Genomic DNA, 16,757 nt, shown 5'->3' with positions numbered 1-16,757 from the left:
GACATCAGAAAATGCCCGATCCGGCTGCCGCAGACCCTGCCCCGCTTTCGACAGCATCTGCCCCTGCACAGGCGCGTGCTGAGACGCCGGTGGAACCCCACACGCAGGCCGAGGCGATCCGTGTCAGCGATCTGCATAAATCCTTCGGGTCGCTGGAGGTGCTGAAGGGCGTATCCCTCACCGCGAAACAGGGCGATGTGGTGGCCATCATCGGCGGCAGCGGTTCCGGCAAATCGACCATGCTGCGCTGCATCAACTTTCTGGAGACACCCAATTCGGGCGAAATCGTCATCGCAGGTGAAACCGTGGCGATGCGCCCGGATGGCAGTCCCGCCGACCGCCGCCAGATCGAACGCATCCGCACCCGTCTCGCAATGGTGTTTCAACAGTTCAACCTCTGGACCCACCGCACCCTGCTGGAAAATGTCATCGAGGTGCCGGTTCATGTGCTGAAGATGCCCCGTTCCGAGGCGATCCACCGTGCGCATGAACTCCTGGCCCGCGTGGGCCTCGGCGACAAGGCCGATGCCTTTCCGGCCTTTCTCTCTGGCGGTCAGCAACAGAGGGCCGCAATTGCTCGGGCACTGGCTGTGGATCCCAATGTCATGCTGTTTGACGAACCGACATCGGCGCTTGATCCCGAGCTTGTTGGGGAGGTTCTTACCGTGATCCGCGATCTGGCGGCGGAAGGGCGCACCATGCTGCTGGTCACCCATGAGATGAAATTCGCGCGCGAGGTCGCAAACCATGTCGTCTATCTCTTCGAAGGTCGGATCGAAGAGCAAGGCCCCCCGTCTGAGGTCTTTGGCAATCCAAAATCAGAGCGCCTGAAACAGTTCCTCAGTTCGGTCGCCTAACGCATAACAACACATACAAATAACAAAACAGGGAGACAGTTATGTCTATGATATCAAATCTCAAATCTACAGTCCTTGCTGCCGCGACCGTGGCTGCAACCTGTGCCGTCGCGCAGGCAGAGCAGGTCAAGATCGGTGTGGCCGCAGAACCATATCCGCCCTTTGCATCACTGGATTCCTCCGGTCAGTGGGTGGGCTGGGAGATCGACGTGATCAATGCAGTCTGCGCTGCGGCTGAGATGGAGTGTGTCATCACTCCTGTGGCCTGGGACGGCATCATTCCCTCCCTCACCGGCCAGCAGATCGACGCCATCATGGCCTCCATGTCGATCACCGAAGAACGGCTGAAAACCATTGATTTCTCGGACCCATACTACAACACCCCGGCGGTGATCGTGGCGGATAAGTCGATGGACATCGAACCGACACCGGAATCGCTGGCGGGCAAAGTTGTTGGCATCCAGGCCTCCACCATTCACCAGACCTATGCACAGGAATACTTCAAAGATTCCGAGCTGCGCGTCTATCAGACACAGGATGAGGCCAATCAGGATCTCTTTGCCGGTCGCATCGACGCCACCCAGGCCGACAGTATCGCCATGGCGGACTTTGTCGGCTCCGATGCCGGTGGCTGCTGCGAGATCAAGGGCCCCGTCGCCAATGATGAGACGATCCTCGGCAAAGGTGTCGGCGCTGGTGTGCGCAAGGGCGACAGCGACGTTCTGGCAGCGCTCAACAAGGGGATCGCGGCAATCCTGGCCGACGGCACCCATGCCGAGATCACCTCGAAGTATTTCACGACCAGCATCTACTCCGAGTAAGGACATAACGTGACCGGACTCCTCGACCTGTTTGGTCTGGCCGAGAGCGCGCAGCTGTTGTCGCTCTCGCCGCCGGGATGGGGGGGCAACCTGTTGCGGGGCCTCGCCAATTCGCTCCAGATCGCCCTTGGGGCTTTTGGTATGGGGCTGATCATCGGGCTTTTCGGGGCCTACGGAAAACTCTATGGCGGGCCGATCCTTCGTGATCTGCTCGCCATTTACACCACTGTGATCCGTGCCGTGCCTGAACTGGTGCTGATCCTGATCCTTTATTATGTCGGCACCGATCTGATCAACAAAGTCGCCGGCAGTTTCGGCTACGGTCGGGTGGAAATCAGCGGGATTGTGGCGGGTATCTGGGTGCTTGGCATTGTGCAGGGCGCCTACGCAACTGAGGTGCTGCGCGGCGCCATCAAGGCGGTGCCCCCTGGTCAAATTGAGGCGGCGCGGTCATACGGGATGCCACCGTTCATGACCATGCGCCGGGTGACCATCCCTGCGATGATGAGCTTTGCAACGCCGGGGTTGGCCAATCTTTGGCTTATTGCCACCAAGGACACCGCCCTGCTGGCCATCGTCGGCTTTGCCGAGCTGACCCTGGAAACCCGACAGGCCGCCAGCAGTACGCGCGCCTATTTCACGTTCTTCCTTGCGGCCGGAGCGCTATACCTGATGGTAACGCTCTGTTCCGGCGTGATTTTCGGCTGGATAGAACGCTGGGCAAGGCGCGGCCAGCCCTCACTCCGGGAGGGTCGCCAATGACCGCCTTGAAACAACCTCATCGGCTGGTTCTGATGGCCCTGTTCGCTGCCTTGTTGGTCTGGTGTGCGATGTCGTTGCGCTGGGACTGGATCCCGACCTATGCGCCACTGGCACTGGAAGGGTTGTGGACCACCATCTGGATCCTTGTGGTCACCAGCATCCTTGGCTTTGCACTGGCGGTGCCTCTTGGCCTCGCCCAGGCCGTTGGACCGTGGTATTTCTCAACGCCCGCGCGCATCTTCTGCACCGTCATCCGCGGCACGCCGTTGTTGTTGCAGATCTGGCTGCTTTACTATGGGCTGGGCTCGCTGTTTCCACAATTCCCCTGGATCCGCTCCAGCGAGCTGTGGCCCTACCTAAGGCAGGCCTGGCCCTATGCCGTTCTGGCCCTCACACTCTCCTATGCCGGTTATGAGGGCGAGGTTATGCGCGGGGCCTTCTCAGGCGTTGCCAAGGGCCAGCTGGAGGCGGCCAAAGCTTACGGTATGCCCCGTCTGACCATGTTCCGCCGGATCTGGCTGCCGCAGGCTGTCCGCAACGTTCTGCCTACGCTTGGCGGTGAAACCATCCTGCAGCTGAAGGCGACACCGCTGGTGGCTACCATCACCGTTCTGGACATCTACGCGGTCTCCTCTCGGGTGCGGTCGGACACGTTCATCGTCTATGAGCCGCTGTTGCTGCTGGCGTTGGTCTATATGGCCATCGCAGGAGTGATCACACTGGCCTTCAAACGATTTGAGGATCGGGTGCCACAGCGCCGCTGAGAACCCCCACGCCGTTCATCTCACAGCCTCCGAGCCGCCGCTTGGAGGCTGTTTTTCGTCGCGGAGCCTCATGCCCACATTACTAGGATAGGATCGTCAGCTGATCCACATCCGCGTCGATATCATGACAGGCGGCCAGCAGCCGCTCCTGCAGATGTGCGGTGACATAGTTGCCGTGAAACCGGCTTGGTGCGCGCAGGATCAGCCGCCCCCCTGCCCTGCTCTCCCGGGTGAGCGCCTGTATCCATGCCGAATAGGTGGCCGGGTCTTCCTGATGCAACACCGCCTTCGCCAGGCTCCACTCACTGCCATCGCTGATATCTGGCGCCGGTGCCGCTGTTCCTGTCATCAAAGGAACCACGTTTTTCTCAGGCGCGTCGCTGCCACGCATCCGGTGATCAAAATCGGGGCCAACTGCCGCCCAGCATCCGCGGGTGTCCGTCAGGATACACTCCAGATCAAACCCATATTCAGTGACCCGTCCGCGCGCGCCCTGCCGTTTGACCACCAGCCAGCCAAGGGCGCGCAACTTCGCCATCTCCCGTTTGACCGTCCGTTCATCGACGGACCACATCCGGGCAATCTCGCGTTGCCCGACCGCCAGCTCATTGCGTTGCCAATTATAGCGGGCAGTCATCAGGGTCATGAAACGCAGAACCAGACGCTGGGGGCCCTTCTCCAACGAGAGGGCATAGGTCCCCAACGCAGTGAGGATATCATATTTTAACGCCGCGGCCTGTCGCCCGACGGGTTTACTGGCAAGCATGGCTGCCCTCTTGTCTCCACCCGTTCTCGGATGGCTGCCTCTGTCGTCTCATGTTTGCCATGAGATCCTGTTGATCTTGGTCAGGGTCATGTGGTGCTGCTAGCAGCGATTATCGGTGAAGCCTGACCCGAACTCAACGTTTTTAAGTTGGTGTACCTGATTTGCGTCCAGAGATGCGATTCTGTCAAGAGTGCTGTTGTTTGCCTCTCGATCCTAATCCCATTTTTGAGTCAAAAATTGGTATTCATGGTATAGGGTGACAACCTGGGCGTCCCCTATTAGGACAGAAATGTCCCCCAATATGCAGCGGTGCTCAATATTACGTCCCCCTATATCGGCGAAGGAAACGCCATTTTTCGTCCATGCGCGGCACCCACCACCGAATCGCATGCGCCCTGAAAAACAAGGGGTTTGCCTATCTTTCTTCGCAGGCGGTCCCCGCGGGGACAGGACGCTCATCCAGACAATAATAGCTTTTGCGTTTTTTGCAAATTCGGCGTAAACGGGTTTTCAGGTAGGAAAAGCGTCCGCTTGATCAATAAGGGCGCACTACAGAGATCGAGGAGCAGAGATGTTTACCCATCAAGACCTGGCAGACATGCAGGCACAATCGCTGAAAATGCAGAGTTGGATCCGACAGCAGACCTTCTCTCCCAAGATGGAAAAGACGCTGCGGCGGTTCTCCAGCTGGGAGGTGGCCGAGCTGATCTTTAAGGTGAACCAGTCCACCCTGCGCGGCCGTCTGGCAGCGGACCCCAGTCTGCCGCAGGGCCATGTTGAGGAAGACGGCCGCCAGCGCTGGTATTCGCTGGAGGAGATCAATGAGCTGCGCCGCCGCCTGAAGGTGAACCGCAAGTCGTTGTTGCCCGAACGTCCCGCCGGAAAGCGGGCGCTGCGGGTGGCGATCTCCAACTTCAAAGGGGGCGCTGGCAAATCGACGGTAGCGTTGCATTTCGCCCATGCCGCCGCTTTGGATGGGTACCGTGTGCTCTGTGTTGATTTCGATCCGCAGGCCACGCTCTCCCATTCCATGGGGCTGAGTGATGTGACGGAGGATTATACGGTCTGGGGCATCATGGCGCGCGATCTGGTGCGCGAGACTGAGCGTATGAACGCCAGCACCCGTGGTGCGGAGTCCGGGGCTGCCCTGCCCGAACGCCGGCTGCCGGAGGCCATCACCGGCATGGGGCTTCAGGATCTGCGGATCAGCGACTTTGTCAAACCCACCAGCTGGCCCACGATTGATGTGATCCCCAGCTGCGCCAATGCCGCCTTTGTGGAATTTGCCTCCGCCCAGTACCGGCACCTCAATCCTGAGTGGTCCTTTTTTGCGGCGGTGTCGCGTTACCTCGATCAGCTGCCGTCAGAAGATTATGACATGATGATCTTCGACTGCCCGCCCGCGATTGGCTACCAGTCGATGAACGCGGTTTTTGCGGCAGACATGCTCTATATCCCGTCGGGTCCTGGTTACTGGGAATATGACTCCACGACCTCCTTCATTGGTCAGCTCTCCGAGGCGCTGGAGGATCTCTCTGCGTTCAATGGCGTTGTCCCCGCGGGGACGTTCAGCCTGCCGAAGGTGTTTCAGGAGGTGCGCTTCCTGCTGACCCGCTATGAATCCGGCAATGATCTGCATCGGGCAATGCGCGACGCATTTGTGAAGGTGTTTGGCGACAGAATGACGGAGCACCCGATCGAGATGACCCGCGCGGTGGAGCAATCCGGGCGCTTCCTCAGCTCAATCTATGAGATCGACTATCGGGATATGACGCGGGAAACCTGGCGGCGGGCGCGCGCCTCGTTTGATCAGGCTTATATGGAATTCAAGGATAACGCCCTGACCGCATGGGCCCAGCTGGAGGATGAGGCATGAGCAAGCGCAGAATGTTCGACATCGATTTTCCGTCGGAGCCAACAGTTGCAAAACCGGAGGCCCCCTCCCCTGCCGCCTCGGAGTCGCACCCGGCAACCGGCGCGCCGGAAACCAAATCCGCCTTCCGCTCAGGCGAGGCCCGGCGCGGGCCGATGGCCACTGCGATCAGCGAAAACGCCGATGCGTTGCGGACGCGGGCTGAGGTGGAACAGAATATCCGCGCCGAGAATGACCGGCTGGCGCATGAGTTTGTGCGGCTCAAGACGCTTGGCCTTGTGGTCGACCGGATCCCGCTGGATCAGATTTCCACCAGCAAGCTGATCCGCGACCGCGCGGTAAATCGGGATCCTGATCTGCAGGAGTTGAAGGAGTCTATTCGCGATCTCGGCCTTTCCAATCCGATCCGGGTTGAGGAAGACGGCGATGGGTATCAGCTGGTTCAGGGGTTTCGCCGCCTGTCAGCCTATCGCGCGCTTTATGAGGAGACCGGGGATGAGCAGTTCAGGTTGATCCCGGCAGGCCTAGTTGCACGGGGAGAGACACTGCAAGGTCTCTACCGCCGGATGGTGGATGAAAACCTCGTGCGGCGGGATATCTCTTTTGCCGAGATGGCACAGTTGGCGCTGTCTTATGCGCAGGATCCGGAGACCGGTTCAGACTCTGTAGAAGAGTCTGTTGCGCTGCTTTATGCCTCTGCGGGACGCCAGAAACGGAGCTATATTCGTCACTTCGCGGAGCTGCTGGAGCTGATTGGCGCAGAGCTTTCTTTTGCCGAAGCCATCCCGCGGGCGCTGGGACTGGATCTGAAAAAACACCTCGTGGAAACCCCATCCGCCTTGTCGGCGCTCAAACAGTGCCTGCGCGAGCGGAGCGTCTCAAGCGCCGAGGAAGAACTGTCGCTGCTGCGCCAGGCGTTGAAGACACCGGCCTCCGACGTAACGGAAGCCACCACCAGCCAGCGGGCTGGCATGGCCAAAACGACGCTGCGCTGCACTGTCCCTGCGGGGACAGTGCGCTGCCTTGCGCGGGATGGCCGTATCGAAATGGCGATGGAGCGTGATTTCTCAGCGGTTGATCAGCGCCGCCTGGAGACTGCGATCAGCGCGTTTTTCGACGCTTTGGATGGTGAGAATAGTTAGGCCCACTTATTGGTAGAAGCTGCGCCCAGATAAGCGCGGAACAGAGGCTGTCCCAGTGGGGCAGCCTTTTTTCTTTTCAAGCCGTTAAGATATGAATACATATTAACTATACCCGTCTCGCTGCTGATACGGGTCAATCATGCTGAGTGTCCCCACGGGGACAGAGAGGTCGCGATACGGGTGCCGCCGGACTATCACCGGTGGTGCATCGGGGGGATGCGCTGTGTCGGGACTACCGGGCTGTCTATTGGGCGGTCCCGCTGCGCTGTGCAATTCGACTAAAAAGCAACCCTCTAAAACTGTTCTTGAGTTTGCGTTAAACTGTATGAATGGGGCATTAATGGGCGATAATTAAGGCACAATCCTGCCATCGTTCGCCCCGAGAACCAAACCCAAGGCAACGCCGCCACACGCGGCACGAAGGTTTGGAGTGATCGATATGGCATCAACCGATAGCGCGCAGGCAGACGTGACCCCAACGGTGGATCTGCGGGTTCCGGGTCAGGTGCGCGATGACGACGACTGGCTGGTGTCGACCTGGAACGCAGGGCAGTCACGAGACACCAAGTGGTCGCAGGACAATGTGCAGATCAATGCCGAGGGCGCGGTTGAGCTGCATCTGACATCTGAGAATGGCGCGGGTGAGCGGACCTTCACCGGTGGGGAGATGCAATCCGAGGCCGCCCATGAGACCGGCACCTGGAGCTGGACAGCGCAGGCGCCGCAGATGCAGGACGGTACGGTTTTTGGCATGTTTCTCTATCAGGAGGACTATCGCAATGACCGTTGGCTGGAGTTTGATTTTGAATTTGTCGGCGCCAACACCCGTCAGGTTCAACTTAGCATTCATATGGAAGCAGAGGATGGCAGCCGCGTGCGTCTCGCGGACGGCCCTGCGGGGCCACTGGTTGTTGACCTTGGGTTTGACGCGGCGGCGGGGCTGCACACCTACGAGATTGAGCTGACAGGTACAGGCGCGATTTTCCGGGTGGATGGCAAGGTTCTTGCCGATCTGAGCGGTGCCGACATGCCGGGCGGGCTGTGGTACTCCGGCGCGGTCAAGAGCTTTGCGGACCTCTGGGCTGTGTCGGAAAATCAGGCGGCATGGGCTGGGACGCCAGACCCGGACGCGTCGCCCTTGGTTGCCGTGATTACCGATGTGTCCCTGCCGGGACAGGAACGGGACGGTTCGCCCAACTTCACAACCGAGCAGGAGGGGACCGATCAGGCAGAGGATCTGTTTGGCGGCGATGGCGCCGACCTGATCCATGGCGGCGCCGGAGCGGATCAGCTGGTCGGCAACAGCGGTGCAGATCATCTCTATGGGGATAAAGGGCGTGATATTCTGCGCGGCAAAGGGGGCGATGATTTCCTATTTGGGGGGCGTGGCAAGGATCGTTTGGCCGGTGGCGGTGGAGAGGACGTGCTGGATGGCGGTATCGGTCGCGATCAGCTGCGGGGCGGGGGTGGTGCTGATACCTTCATCTTCAGCCAGGGCGGCCCTGCCGATCGGGTCAATGACTTCACCCTGTCCCACGGGGACGTTCTGGATCTGACCCGGTTCGAGCTTGATGGCGCAGAACAGCTGCGCTGGCTGGATGGGGAACGCGGCCGCGGGACACGCGACCTTTTGCAAGTCGAGGGAGAAGATGGCTGGATCAATGTTGCGGTAATTGATGACAGGGGAGAGGCGCTGACGCTGGATCTGCTTATCGCGCAGGACGCTATCCTGTTCTGATCAGGATGTAATAGACAGATGTGTACATTTCTCTTTAGCGTTGCAAGGCATGCCAGCTCTCCCAGGGCAGGCTGTCACGTTTCAGCAGCGCTGGGAGCTGACGCAGGTCATCTGCGAAATAGGTCCGCAGCGCGGCGATGTCGCTGTCCCGGAGGGGCGGCACCACATCCCGCATATTCTGGCTATTGGCGCGCAGCAGAGCCGACACCGGGCCGGTGGATTTCAGCCGTGCCAGACCATCCTCAAGCCCCGCCTTGCGCAGTTGATCCCCCCCCGCACGAAGCGCGCGGCGCAGGGTCGGCAGGCGGGGGCGGTCACTCTCGTTCCGGCGTTCGTGCAGCACCGGTGAGACATGGCTGTCGTCCAGCCCGGCAAAGCGATAGACCTTCTGCGCGGCGGCAACCGGATCCGCGCTGATCTCCTCTGCCAGCATCACCAAGACACGGTCGTGGCCAAGGGCGGTCAGCCAGCGACCCAGATGACGGCTGTAGAGACCCTGCTCCAGGTAGGCCGGATTGTTGGCCAGCCCCTCATGAAAGGGGAGGGGAGGGATGTGGCCCTTGATCACCTCATGCAGGTGATTGGAATAGGCACGGGCCACCGGGTCACGCAGCAGGCAGACAATCTTGATCTCGGGATCGAAAGCGTTCAGCCGGTCGGGGCAGCGTGGGTCGTAGAAATAGGAGGGGGAGGCCTCGAACCTGACGGGCTTGTCGGCGCCATGGGCGAAATGGCTGCGATACCATTGATAGCCACGATCGAAATAGGCGCTGAAGAAATCCAGTTCCTTGGGATCGGATACGGCGGCGTCCGGATGGGCGCCAAGGGCAGCGTGGATGAAGGTGGAGGCACATTTCTGCGCGCCGATCCCTACCAAGGTTGGACCGATCCGCGAAGGTCCCGCATTTGTCTGGTGGTCGCGCTGAGGCGCTGCGGGTGTATCGGTCATGGCGGGTCTTTCCGAAGGGGCGGCAGTTGCGCTGTGGCGTCTCTTGGCCGTCAGTCTTAGCAGTTTGATGCCACCGTGCCACGGGAAATGCCCGCCGAGCCATGATCCGGGCAGGTCTGCCTTCGGATCTGGTCTCATTGCGGGGCGGCGTGTTAGACATGTTCGGGGTAGAATGGGCAGGCTAATGCAGGAACCGGCGGGGCAGGGGCGGTTGATTTCGATCATCATGGCCAATCATCAGGGCGCGCGCTATCTGCGCGCTGCGCTGGCGTCTGTGCTGGCGCAAACTCACGATGACTGGGAGTTGATCGTGGCGGATGATGGTTCCAGCGACGGGTCGGTTGAGATCCTGCAAGACGCCGCTGCGCAGGATGACCGCGTGCGGGTGCTGCTGTGGGAGACCTCAAGCGGACCTGCCGCTGCGCGTAATCGGGCACTGGCTGCTGCGCGGGGGGCGTGGGTGGCCATCTGCGATTCCGACGACATCATGCACCCGGACCGGCTGCGGCGCCTTCTGCTGGCGGCTGAGAGGCTGGGCGCCGATGCGGTGGCCGATGATATGATCCATTTTGCAACCGAGCCGATGGCGGCGCCGCGCAGCGTTTTCGGAGCGGGGTCGCCGGACCTGCCGCGCCAGATCAGCCCGGCGGATATGCTGCGGGTGCCTGAGCCGGGAGAGGCTGGCGCGCAGCTGGGTTACATCAAGCCGGTGATCCGACGCGAGGCGCTGGGGGCGCTGCGCTATGATGAAACGCTGACGATTGGTGAGGATCAGGATCTCTATCTGCGGCTGTTGCTGCAGGGGGGACGTCTGTGGCTGCTGCCAGAGGCGCTTTACCTGTACCGGCGGCATCCGCAGTCCTTGTCCCATCGTTCCAGTCGGGCCCATGTCGAGGCGTCGCTTGCGGCGTTGGAGGGTTTGAGTGATCGGTTGCAGTTCGATCAACGCACTGAAATAACAAGTATTTTAAACCGCCGGCGGCGGGTTTTGCAGCGGCGGTTGTCCTTTGAAACGCTGGCAGAGGACCTGAGGCAACGTCGTTTGGCGCCTGCTGCGGCACAGTTGTTGCGGGATCCGTCTTTGGTATCGCACTTGGCGCGGATGGCCTGGGCCAAGGCACGCGGTCGCAAGTCCGGCCGAAAGGTTGAGGGGGCATCTGACGCATCAGCGGAGGTGGTGCATCTGATCGGACCTGATGGGGCTGACACTGCGCTGATGGGGGAGGGTGCGGGCACGCGGATCGCGGTCCCGGCGCCGGAGGAAGATGGCAGCCACAGCGCACTTTGGGCCGATCTGTGCCATCGTGCATCACGGGGCGCGCTGACGCTGATCTATGGCGACGCTGCGGGAGTGTCGGCGGCCTGGCGGATCCCGGCGGCGGTGCATATCCGCGCGCGTGGCCCTGTGGCGTCTGATCTCCCGCCACCCAAGGGTCAGCGTGATGGCTGACCGGCGGCCGCAGGTTTCGGTGATCATGGCCAGCCGCAACGCTGCGGGGCATCTGCCCTTGGCCATTGGGGCGGTGTTGGCGCAGACGCTGACAGATCTGGAGTTGATTATTGTCGATGACGCCTCGGAGGATGACAGCTGGGCGCTGATCTGCGCGGCAGCGGCCACCGACCCGCGGATCCGGGCGCGGCGGCGGTCACATAGTAGCGGCCCGGCCATCGCCCGCAATGACGCGCTGGCGCTGGCGCGCGGGGACTGGATTGCCATCTGCGACAGTGATGACAGCCAGCACCCGCGACGGTTGGAGTTGATGCTGAACGCAGCGGGGGATCTGGCGGCGGATGTGGTCGCTGACGATATGATCCTGTTTTCTGAACAGCCTATGGCGCGGGGCGCGACAATATTGGGTCAGCACGCCCCGAAAGTGGCCCGGATGCTCAATCTGAAAGATCTGGTGCTGAGTGGTGTAGATCCTGAAGGTATCAGCCATATCGGATATCTCAAGCCATTGATAAGGTTACGTTTTCTGAGCAATCTGCGCTATGATCCACGGCTACGGATTGGAGAGGATCACGATCTCTACCTGCGGCTGGTGCTGGCGGGCGCGAAGATGTGGGTGCTTCCAATGGCGGCCTATCTCTATCGTCGCCATGCGGCCTCAACCTCCTATCGCAATGTGCCACAGGATCTGGCGGCGCAGATCGATGTGCTGGACGATCTGGCGAAGCAGGCGGGCAACGAGGATCTGGCGACATTGGCGCATGTCCGTCGACGCGCGTTGGTGCGGCGTCATGCGCAGTTGGAGCTGGCATGGGACGTGCGGGCCGGTCACCTGATGCGGGCGCTGAGGCACGTTGTGATGCGCCCTGATCACCTTCCTTGGCTGGCATCGGTGCTGCACAACCGGATGGGATTAAAAATGCAGGCTGCTGCCTCGCGCCTGTGGCGACAGCCACAGTACTGGCGCCTTGGGCACAGCAGCAATGGGGCAGGGGATGTCACATTGCCCATTGATGCGGACGGCGCACTGGATCTCAGCACCGCTGCGGCACCGGTCTGGGCGCGGATGTGTTGTGAGGCCTCCCGCAGGCCGGTGGAGGCCAAGGCGACGGATGCGCTGGGACAATCGGCGCTCTGGATGGTGCCGGCCGTCCGGGCACTGGCACCAGAGGCGTCCGATGTTGCCAATGGGACGCGGGCGCTTAGCTCCGCATGTGCTATGGCTGGTTTGGCAGACCGGGAGCGGGTAGCGGTGGAAAGCAGCGGACATCAACAGCACAGCGCAGGACGAGATGACACTGACGGTTGAGCCTCATCAGAACCCACAGCGGCAGTCCGGGCCGGTGTCGGCATCTGTGCTGCGGCGCGGGGCAGGGCGCTGGTGGGTGACGCGGGGCCACCTGCATATGGCCTATCTGATCCTTGCAGCCATGTCTGGCACCGGGGTGGTCTATCGGCTGGGGTTTCAATCGCCGGGCTGGATGGCCCTCTATGCGCTGACGATCCTGTGGTACCTGCGCGACTGGCGGCAGAGTGCTGCCATCCTGTGGCAGGCCTGGCCGGTGCTGATGCCCTGTGTCATCGCGATGGCTTCCACGCTGTGGAGCGTCAACCCGCCGGTCACCGCCTACCGCAGTTTTCAGCTGACGATGACCACACTGATCGCGGTGCGCATTGCCTCCGCCATCCCAGCCCATCACACCATGATTGTGGTCAGCCTGACCTCGGCCGTCGGGGTGGCCTTGTCCTATCTGAATTCCATCGTGACGTTTCTGTCGCCAGCGTTTCATCCCAATGGGGCGTTGAAGGGCATTTATATGCACAAAAATTCCCTCGCCAAGGCGACGGTGAATGCGGCGCATGGGCTGGTGACGCTGGGGTTTTATTGGCGGCTGTCTATATTGGGCATGCTGGCGGCGGCGCTGATGATCCCGGTGCTGGGCATGGCACAATCCGCTGGCGCCTATGTGACCTTTGCCATCTTGGCGATCTATGTGCCGGTGTTGTGGATCCGCCGCTGGGGCGGGACTGCGCGGCGGGTTGCGCTGCTGTTTTCGCTGATGGTGCTGTTTCTGGTGCCGCTCGCGATCTATATCTCGGGCATTGATGCGCTGGGGCTGCTGCTGGAGCGTTTGGGCAAGGACAGCACCCTGACCGGGCGCACGGTGATCTGGGCCTTTGGGCTGGAGGAAATCGCCAAAGCGCCGATTGGGGGCGTTGGGTTTGGTGCTTTCTGGTCGGTGCCGTCTTATGCGCGGCTTTATATTGAGGCCTACGTCGATGAGGGGCTTTACTGGTTCCACAACAGCTATATTGAGCTGATGGTCGGCAATGGCCTGTTGGGGGCGGTGACCTTCTTCGGTTTGTTGATCGCGGTCGTGATCCGCTGTTTCCGCTGGTATCTGCAGGATGGTAGCGTGACCTCCGGGTACTACCTGTTTTACGTGCTGATCAACCTGGTCGCGGCGCTGTCGGACAATGTGATTTATAACGAACATTCGATCCGGCATATGCTGATCGCCATGGCCTGGATCTATGCCGGGCGGGCGCTGGGGCGCTGGCGGGATGTACCGCCGCGGATCTGATCAGGGACGGGAGTCTGCGCCAGTTGGGGCGGTTGTGGGTACCTCATCAAGCGGCAGGCCCATCGCCGCCTCAAGTGCCGGATCAAGCTGAGCCCTGATCCAGGCACGGTCATCCGGTGTGATCAGGTGGCCCGGCGTTTTTGGTTTCACATCGCGATTGGACCACGACCAGCCATAATGCCCCTGCGGGACCTCCAGCCGCGTGTTACGGGGCACCGGGCTTTCAGTAGCGATACGAGAAATGATCTCTTCGGGGTTTTGGCTGATGGCCGCATGGGTGGTGTAGAGCACGCGCGCGCCGCGCTGTGGCAGGGACAGGAGTGCCTCGGCCTTGGCCCGCCGCAAGGCCAGCAGATTGGGAAAAGGCGCGCCGGTGATCGGATGCAGATCCTGATTGAGTGGCTGGCCCTTGCAGGTGCTGGTCTTTGGTAGATCGAACCATGCAGGCACGTCGATTTCGCTGCGCCATTCGGTGCGGATGAATTCGGAGAAAGAGAGATCGCGCAGCTCAGGCACGCTGTGCCACGGTTTGCCGTACATGCTTTCGAGCCATTGGAACGGATCACGGAAGATCACCACATAGAGCACATCGGCAGGCAGCGCGATGAGGTTGGGGAACGCGTGTTTCCACATGTCATAGCGTGGGCGCGCGGCCGCAAAATTCTGCTGGATCAGCTGGTCAAGGAAATTGGTGCCGGAACAACGCTCACCTAGAACCTGATAATTCAGGACCGGTTGGCCGAGGCCGCGGCGACTGGCGATGCGGGCCTTGCGCAGGAGGGAGGTGAGCTGCATCCAGCTCTTACCCGTGATAATAGCGGTCGCGGGACCGTTTGGTCGCCCCGTAGAGCGGTTTTGCGGCGGCTTTCACCTTGGTCAGGACGATACCATCGGGGCTACGTCCGCCCTGTTCCAGCGCGCGCAGCGCATCGATAAAGACCGCCTGTCGGGTGGTGTTCCACTGCGCCAGAAGGATCAACAGATCCGCGTGTTGGCCGATGATCCGCGCATCAGGAACCACAGAAATCGGCGGGGTGTCGAAGATGATGATATCCCAGTGGCTGCGGGCGACTGACAGCAGCTCGGTCAGGCCGCCTTGGCTGAGCAGATCTGCCGCACTGCCGGAGACACTCCCGGCAGGCAGGATATCAGCCTGTCCCAGCACACCCGGCAACACGGCTTCTGCCAAGTCACAGCGCCCGGACAGGACGTCAAACAACCCCGGTTTGCTGTTGCCATCCGCCAATGGGTCCGAGAGGTAATGACGGCGCAGGTCGCCGTCGACCAGCAGCACGGATTTGCCGATCTGCGCCATATTATGCGCCATCGCAGCGGACAACGTGGATTTGCCGTCGCCGCTCTCGGCAGAGGTGAAGACAACCACTTGCGGCGGGACATCCCCCCGCGCCATCAGCAGCGTGGTGCGCAGATTGCGGATGGCCTCGCCATCGCGGGTTTGAGGGCCAAGTGCGCTGGCCTGTTCGGGGCGGATTTTCTGTGAAAACTGATCCAGCACGGCGATCACCGGAACCGATGTAAGCCCTGCGATCTGCGCTGCGGAATGCAGACGCGCGCGGGAGAGTTGCAGGACCACCACCAGCACCGTGCCGAGAAACCCGCCGAGAAAGACTGACAAAATCAGAATTTGGCCCTTGTTCGGCAGGGCAGGGCGGTCGGGGGGAAACGCACGGGAGATCACCCGGCTGTCAGCCCGCTGCAGGCCGATTTGCATCGAGGTTTCACGCAGCCGGTTCTGAAAATTCTCAAACAACAGGCGACTTGCTTCGGCGTCGCGTTCGGCCTGCACCACCTCGGTCAGCGCATCGCTCTGGGTGGCGATTGTGATTTCCAGATCGGCCATGGACCGGCGGATCGCCTGCTCCTTGGCTTCGGCCTCGCGCAGGTCACGGGTGAGTTGTGCCAGAACGCTCCGCCAGCCGTCCTGCGGATTATCCGCCCGCGCCAGAATGGCACCATAGCCATTGCGCCGGGCCGCCAAACGCTGGTCCTCTACTGTCTGCAAAGTGGTGAATTCGGTCTGTCGGGCCTGTTGCTCTGCTACCTCTGCGGCCCGTTCCGCAAGGGCGCTGCGGAGCGATATCAGGCGGTTTTCCAGACCGATCAGCTGCGCCGGGCTGGTGACGTCGGCCTGCGCACGAATATCGGCGACCCGGCGCTCGTTCGCCTCCAGCTGGCTGCGCAGTTCCGTCACCCGCTCGGCCAGCCAACCGGTGGCCTGTTCGGTGACATTCAGTTTCACCGCCACCTGATTTTCGACATAGGTATCGGCAAAGGCATTGGCGATATCCGCCGCCTTGAAGGGATTCTCGCTCAGCACCCAGATTGAAAAGATATAGGTGTCCGGGATGTTGACGACCCGCGTATTGGCCAGAAGTGTCTGGATGACTTTCTCACGGACGAAGGCAGGATCGGGGGTAAGCGTGGTATCGTAGACCTGCATCCCGAGGATGCGTTTGATCATGTCCTTGAGCGCTTGCACCGGATTGAAGCCGGGATCGCGCAGCATCATGTTGAATTCCGGGTCAGAGATCAGATTGAGCCGATCAACAACCTGTCCGGCCAGCTCACGCCCACCAAGGATATGGACTTCGGTACGGATCACCTCATCCGTGGCGGAGAGGCTGCTGACCACGCTTTCGATATCCACCACTTTCTCATCGCGGGTGTCGAGCACCAGCTGCACCTCAGCCCCATACAGGGGTGTGGCTGCGATATAGGCGCGCCAGATGCCAACGATCAGTCCGATCAGCACACAGGCCGCGATGACCCAGCGACCGCGCCAGATGATTGCAAAAATGGCGCCGAGATCGAGCACCTCCTGACCGTCATCAGCGGCAAAGGACGTCTTAGGCGTGGACACGTTGGTTGACCCCATCGTTATTGGTTTGCCCACGGCCGTCCCTGCGCTGCGCGACGCCGCAGAGGTGGCAAGTAGGTGGCAGGTCCAAGTTCATTAGACTGCGCGCAAAAATCAATCTGTCGCAGCATAATCAGATCCGCTAGACAGGTCCATAACACGGAATGGAACA

The 16,757-nt window shown here is 61.0% G+C and carries 14 protein-coding genes; 10 read left to right on the top strand and 4 right to left on the bottom strand.

What is annotated here, in order from left to right; genetic code table 11:
• Positions 1-11: 11 nt before the first annotated feature.
• The 4 genes from D1820_RS17515 to D1820_RS17500 are packed head-to-tail and all read left to right on the top strand — an operon-like array spanning position 12 to position 3,204.
• On the top strand, positions 12-857 hold the full coding sequence (locus tag D1820_RS17515; protein WP_241770507.1) for an ABC transporter ATP-binding protein: 846 nt from the start codon (positions 12-14) through the stop codon (positions 855-857).
• A gap of 41 nt (positions 858-898) precedes the next feature.
• Positions 899-1,678, top strand: coding sequence for a transporter substrate-binding domain-containing protein (locus D1820_RS17510; RefSeq protein WP_205521419.1), 780 nt, complete (start codon positions 899-901; stop codon positions 1,676-1,678).
• 9 nt (positions 1,679-1,687) lie between these two features.
• On the top strand, positions 1,688-2,440 hold the full coding sequence (locus tag D1820_RS17505) for an ABC transporter permease (RefSeq protein WP_096873387.1): 753 nt from the start codon (positions 1,688-1,690) through the stop codon (positions 2,438-2,440).
• Complete coding sequence (locus tag D1820_RS17500; RefSeq protein ID WP_118070351.1) at positions 2,437-3,204, top strand: ABC transporter permease; 768 nt, start codon at positions 2,437-2,439, stop codon at positions 3,202-3,204. Before D1820_RS17505 ends, D1820_RS17500 begins: the two co-directional genes overlap by 4 nt.
• An 82-nt stretch (positions 3,205-3,286) precedes the next feature.
• Here D1820_RS17500 and D1820_RS17495 read toward each other — a convergent pair whose 3' ends face one another.
• Positions 3,287-3,970: a DnaA N-terminal domain-containing protein gene (locus D1820_RS17495; RefSeq protein WP_024099014.1), complete on the bottom strand. Its 684-nt coding sequence runs from the start codon at positions 3,968-3,970 to the stop codon at positions 3,287-3,289.
• Positions 3,971-4,541: 571 nt separating this feature from the next.
• Between D1820_RS17495 and D1820_RS17490 the strand changes: the two genes are divergently transcribed.
• The 3 genes from D1820_RS17490 to D1820_RS17480 all read left to right on the top strand — a co-directional run bounded on the left by D1820_RS17490 (position 4,542) and on the right by D1820_RS17480 (position 8,723).
• A complete protein-coding gene (locus D1820_RS17490; RefSeq protein ID WP_118070349.1) occupies positions 4,542-5,846 on the top strand; it encodes an AAA family ATPase in 1,305 nt (434 codons plus the stop codon).
• Positions 5,843-6,985, top strand: a complete 1,143-nt coding sequence (locus D1820_RS17485) for a ParB/RepB/Spo0J family partition protein (protein WP_118070347.1) — start codon at positions 5,843-5,845, stop codon at positions 6,983-6,985. The genes D1820_RS17490 and D1820_RS17485 overlap by 4 nt, the downstream gene beginning before the upstream one ends.
• Before the next feature lie 439 nt (positions 6,986-7,424).
• On the top strand, positions 7,425-8,723 hold the full coding sequence (locus D1820_RS17480) for a family 16 glycosylhydrolase (protein WP_118070570.1): 1,299 nt from the start codon (positions 7,425-7,427) through the stop codon (positions 8,721-8,723).
• Positions 8,724-8,757: 34 nt separating this feature from the next.
• On the opposite strand, the gene D1820_RS17475 is transcribed toward D1820_RS17480, so the two are convergent.
• Positions 8,758-9,672, bottom strand: coding sequence for a sulfotransferase domain-containing protein (locus D1820_RS17475; protein WP_118070345.1), 915 nt, complete (start codon positions 9,670-9,672; stop codon positions 8,758-8,760).
• Positions 9,673-9,856: 184 nt separating this feature from the next.
• Between D1820_RS17475 and D1820_RS17470 the strand changes: the two genes are divergently transcribed.
• Genes D1820_RS17470 through D1820_RS17460 form a run of 3 tightly spaced genes read left to right on the top strand, consistent with a single transcriptional unit; the run spans position 9,857 to position 13,707 of the window.
• On the top strand, positions 9,857-11,122 hold the full coding sequence (locus D1820_RS17470; protein ID WP_254683411.1) for a glycosyltransferase family 2 protein: 1,266 nt from the start codon (positions 9,857-9,859) through the stop codon (positions 11,120-11,122).
• Positions 11,115-12,431 carry a glycosyltransferase gene (locus D1820_RS17465; protein ID WP_118070340.1) on the top strand — a complete coding sequence of 439 codons (1,317 nt, stop codon included), beginning with the start codon at positions 11,115-11,117 and terminating at the stop codon, positions 12,429-12,431. The genes D1820_RS17470 and D1820_RS17465 overlap by 8 nt, the downstream gene beginning before the upstream one ends.
• Entirely contained in the window at positions 12,415-13,707 is a 1,293-nt protein-coding gene (locus D1820_RS17460) for an O-antigen ligase (protein WP_118070338.1), read from the top strand. Before D1820_RS17465 ends, D1820_RS17460 begins: the two co-directional genes overlap by 17 nt.
• Here the strand turns inward: D1820_RS17460 and D1820_RS17455 are convergent, their stop codons facing one another.
• Positions 13,708-14,502, bottom strand: a complete 795-nt coding sequence (locus D1820_RS17455; protein ID WP_118070335.1) for a hypothetical protein — start codon at positions 14,500-14,502, stop codon at positions 13,708-13,710.
• Between the two features lie 7 nt (positions 14,503-14,509).
• Positions 14,510-16,588, bottom strand: coding sequence for a polysaccharide biosynthesis tyrosine autokinase (locus D1820_RS17450; RefSeq protein ID WP_254683410.1), 2,079 nt, complete (start codon positions 16,586-16,588; stop codon positions 14,510-14,512).
• Between the last annotated feature and the right edge of the window lie 169 nt (positions 16,589-16,757).

It is taken from the genome of Phaeobacter sp. LSS9, from assembly GCF_003443595.1.
In the GTDB taxonomy this organism is placed as follows: Bacteria; Pseudomonadota; Alphaproteobacteria; order Rhodobacterales; family Rhodobacteraceae; genus Phaeobacter; species Phaeobacter piscinae.
This window is presented reverse-complemented; position numbering and strand designations above follow the sequence as displayed.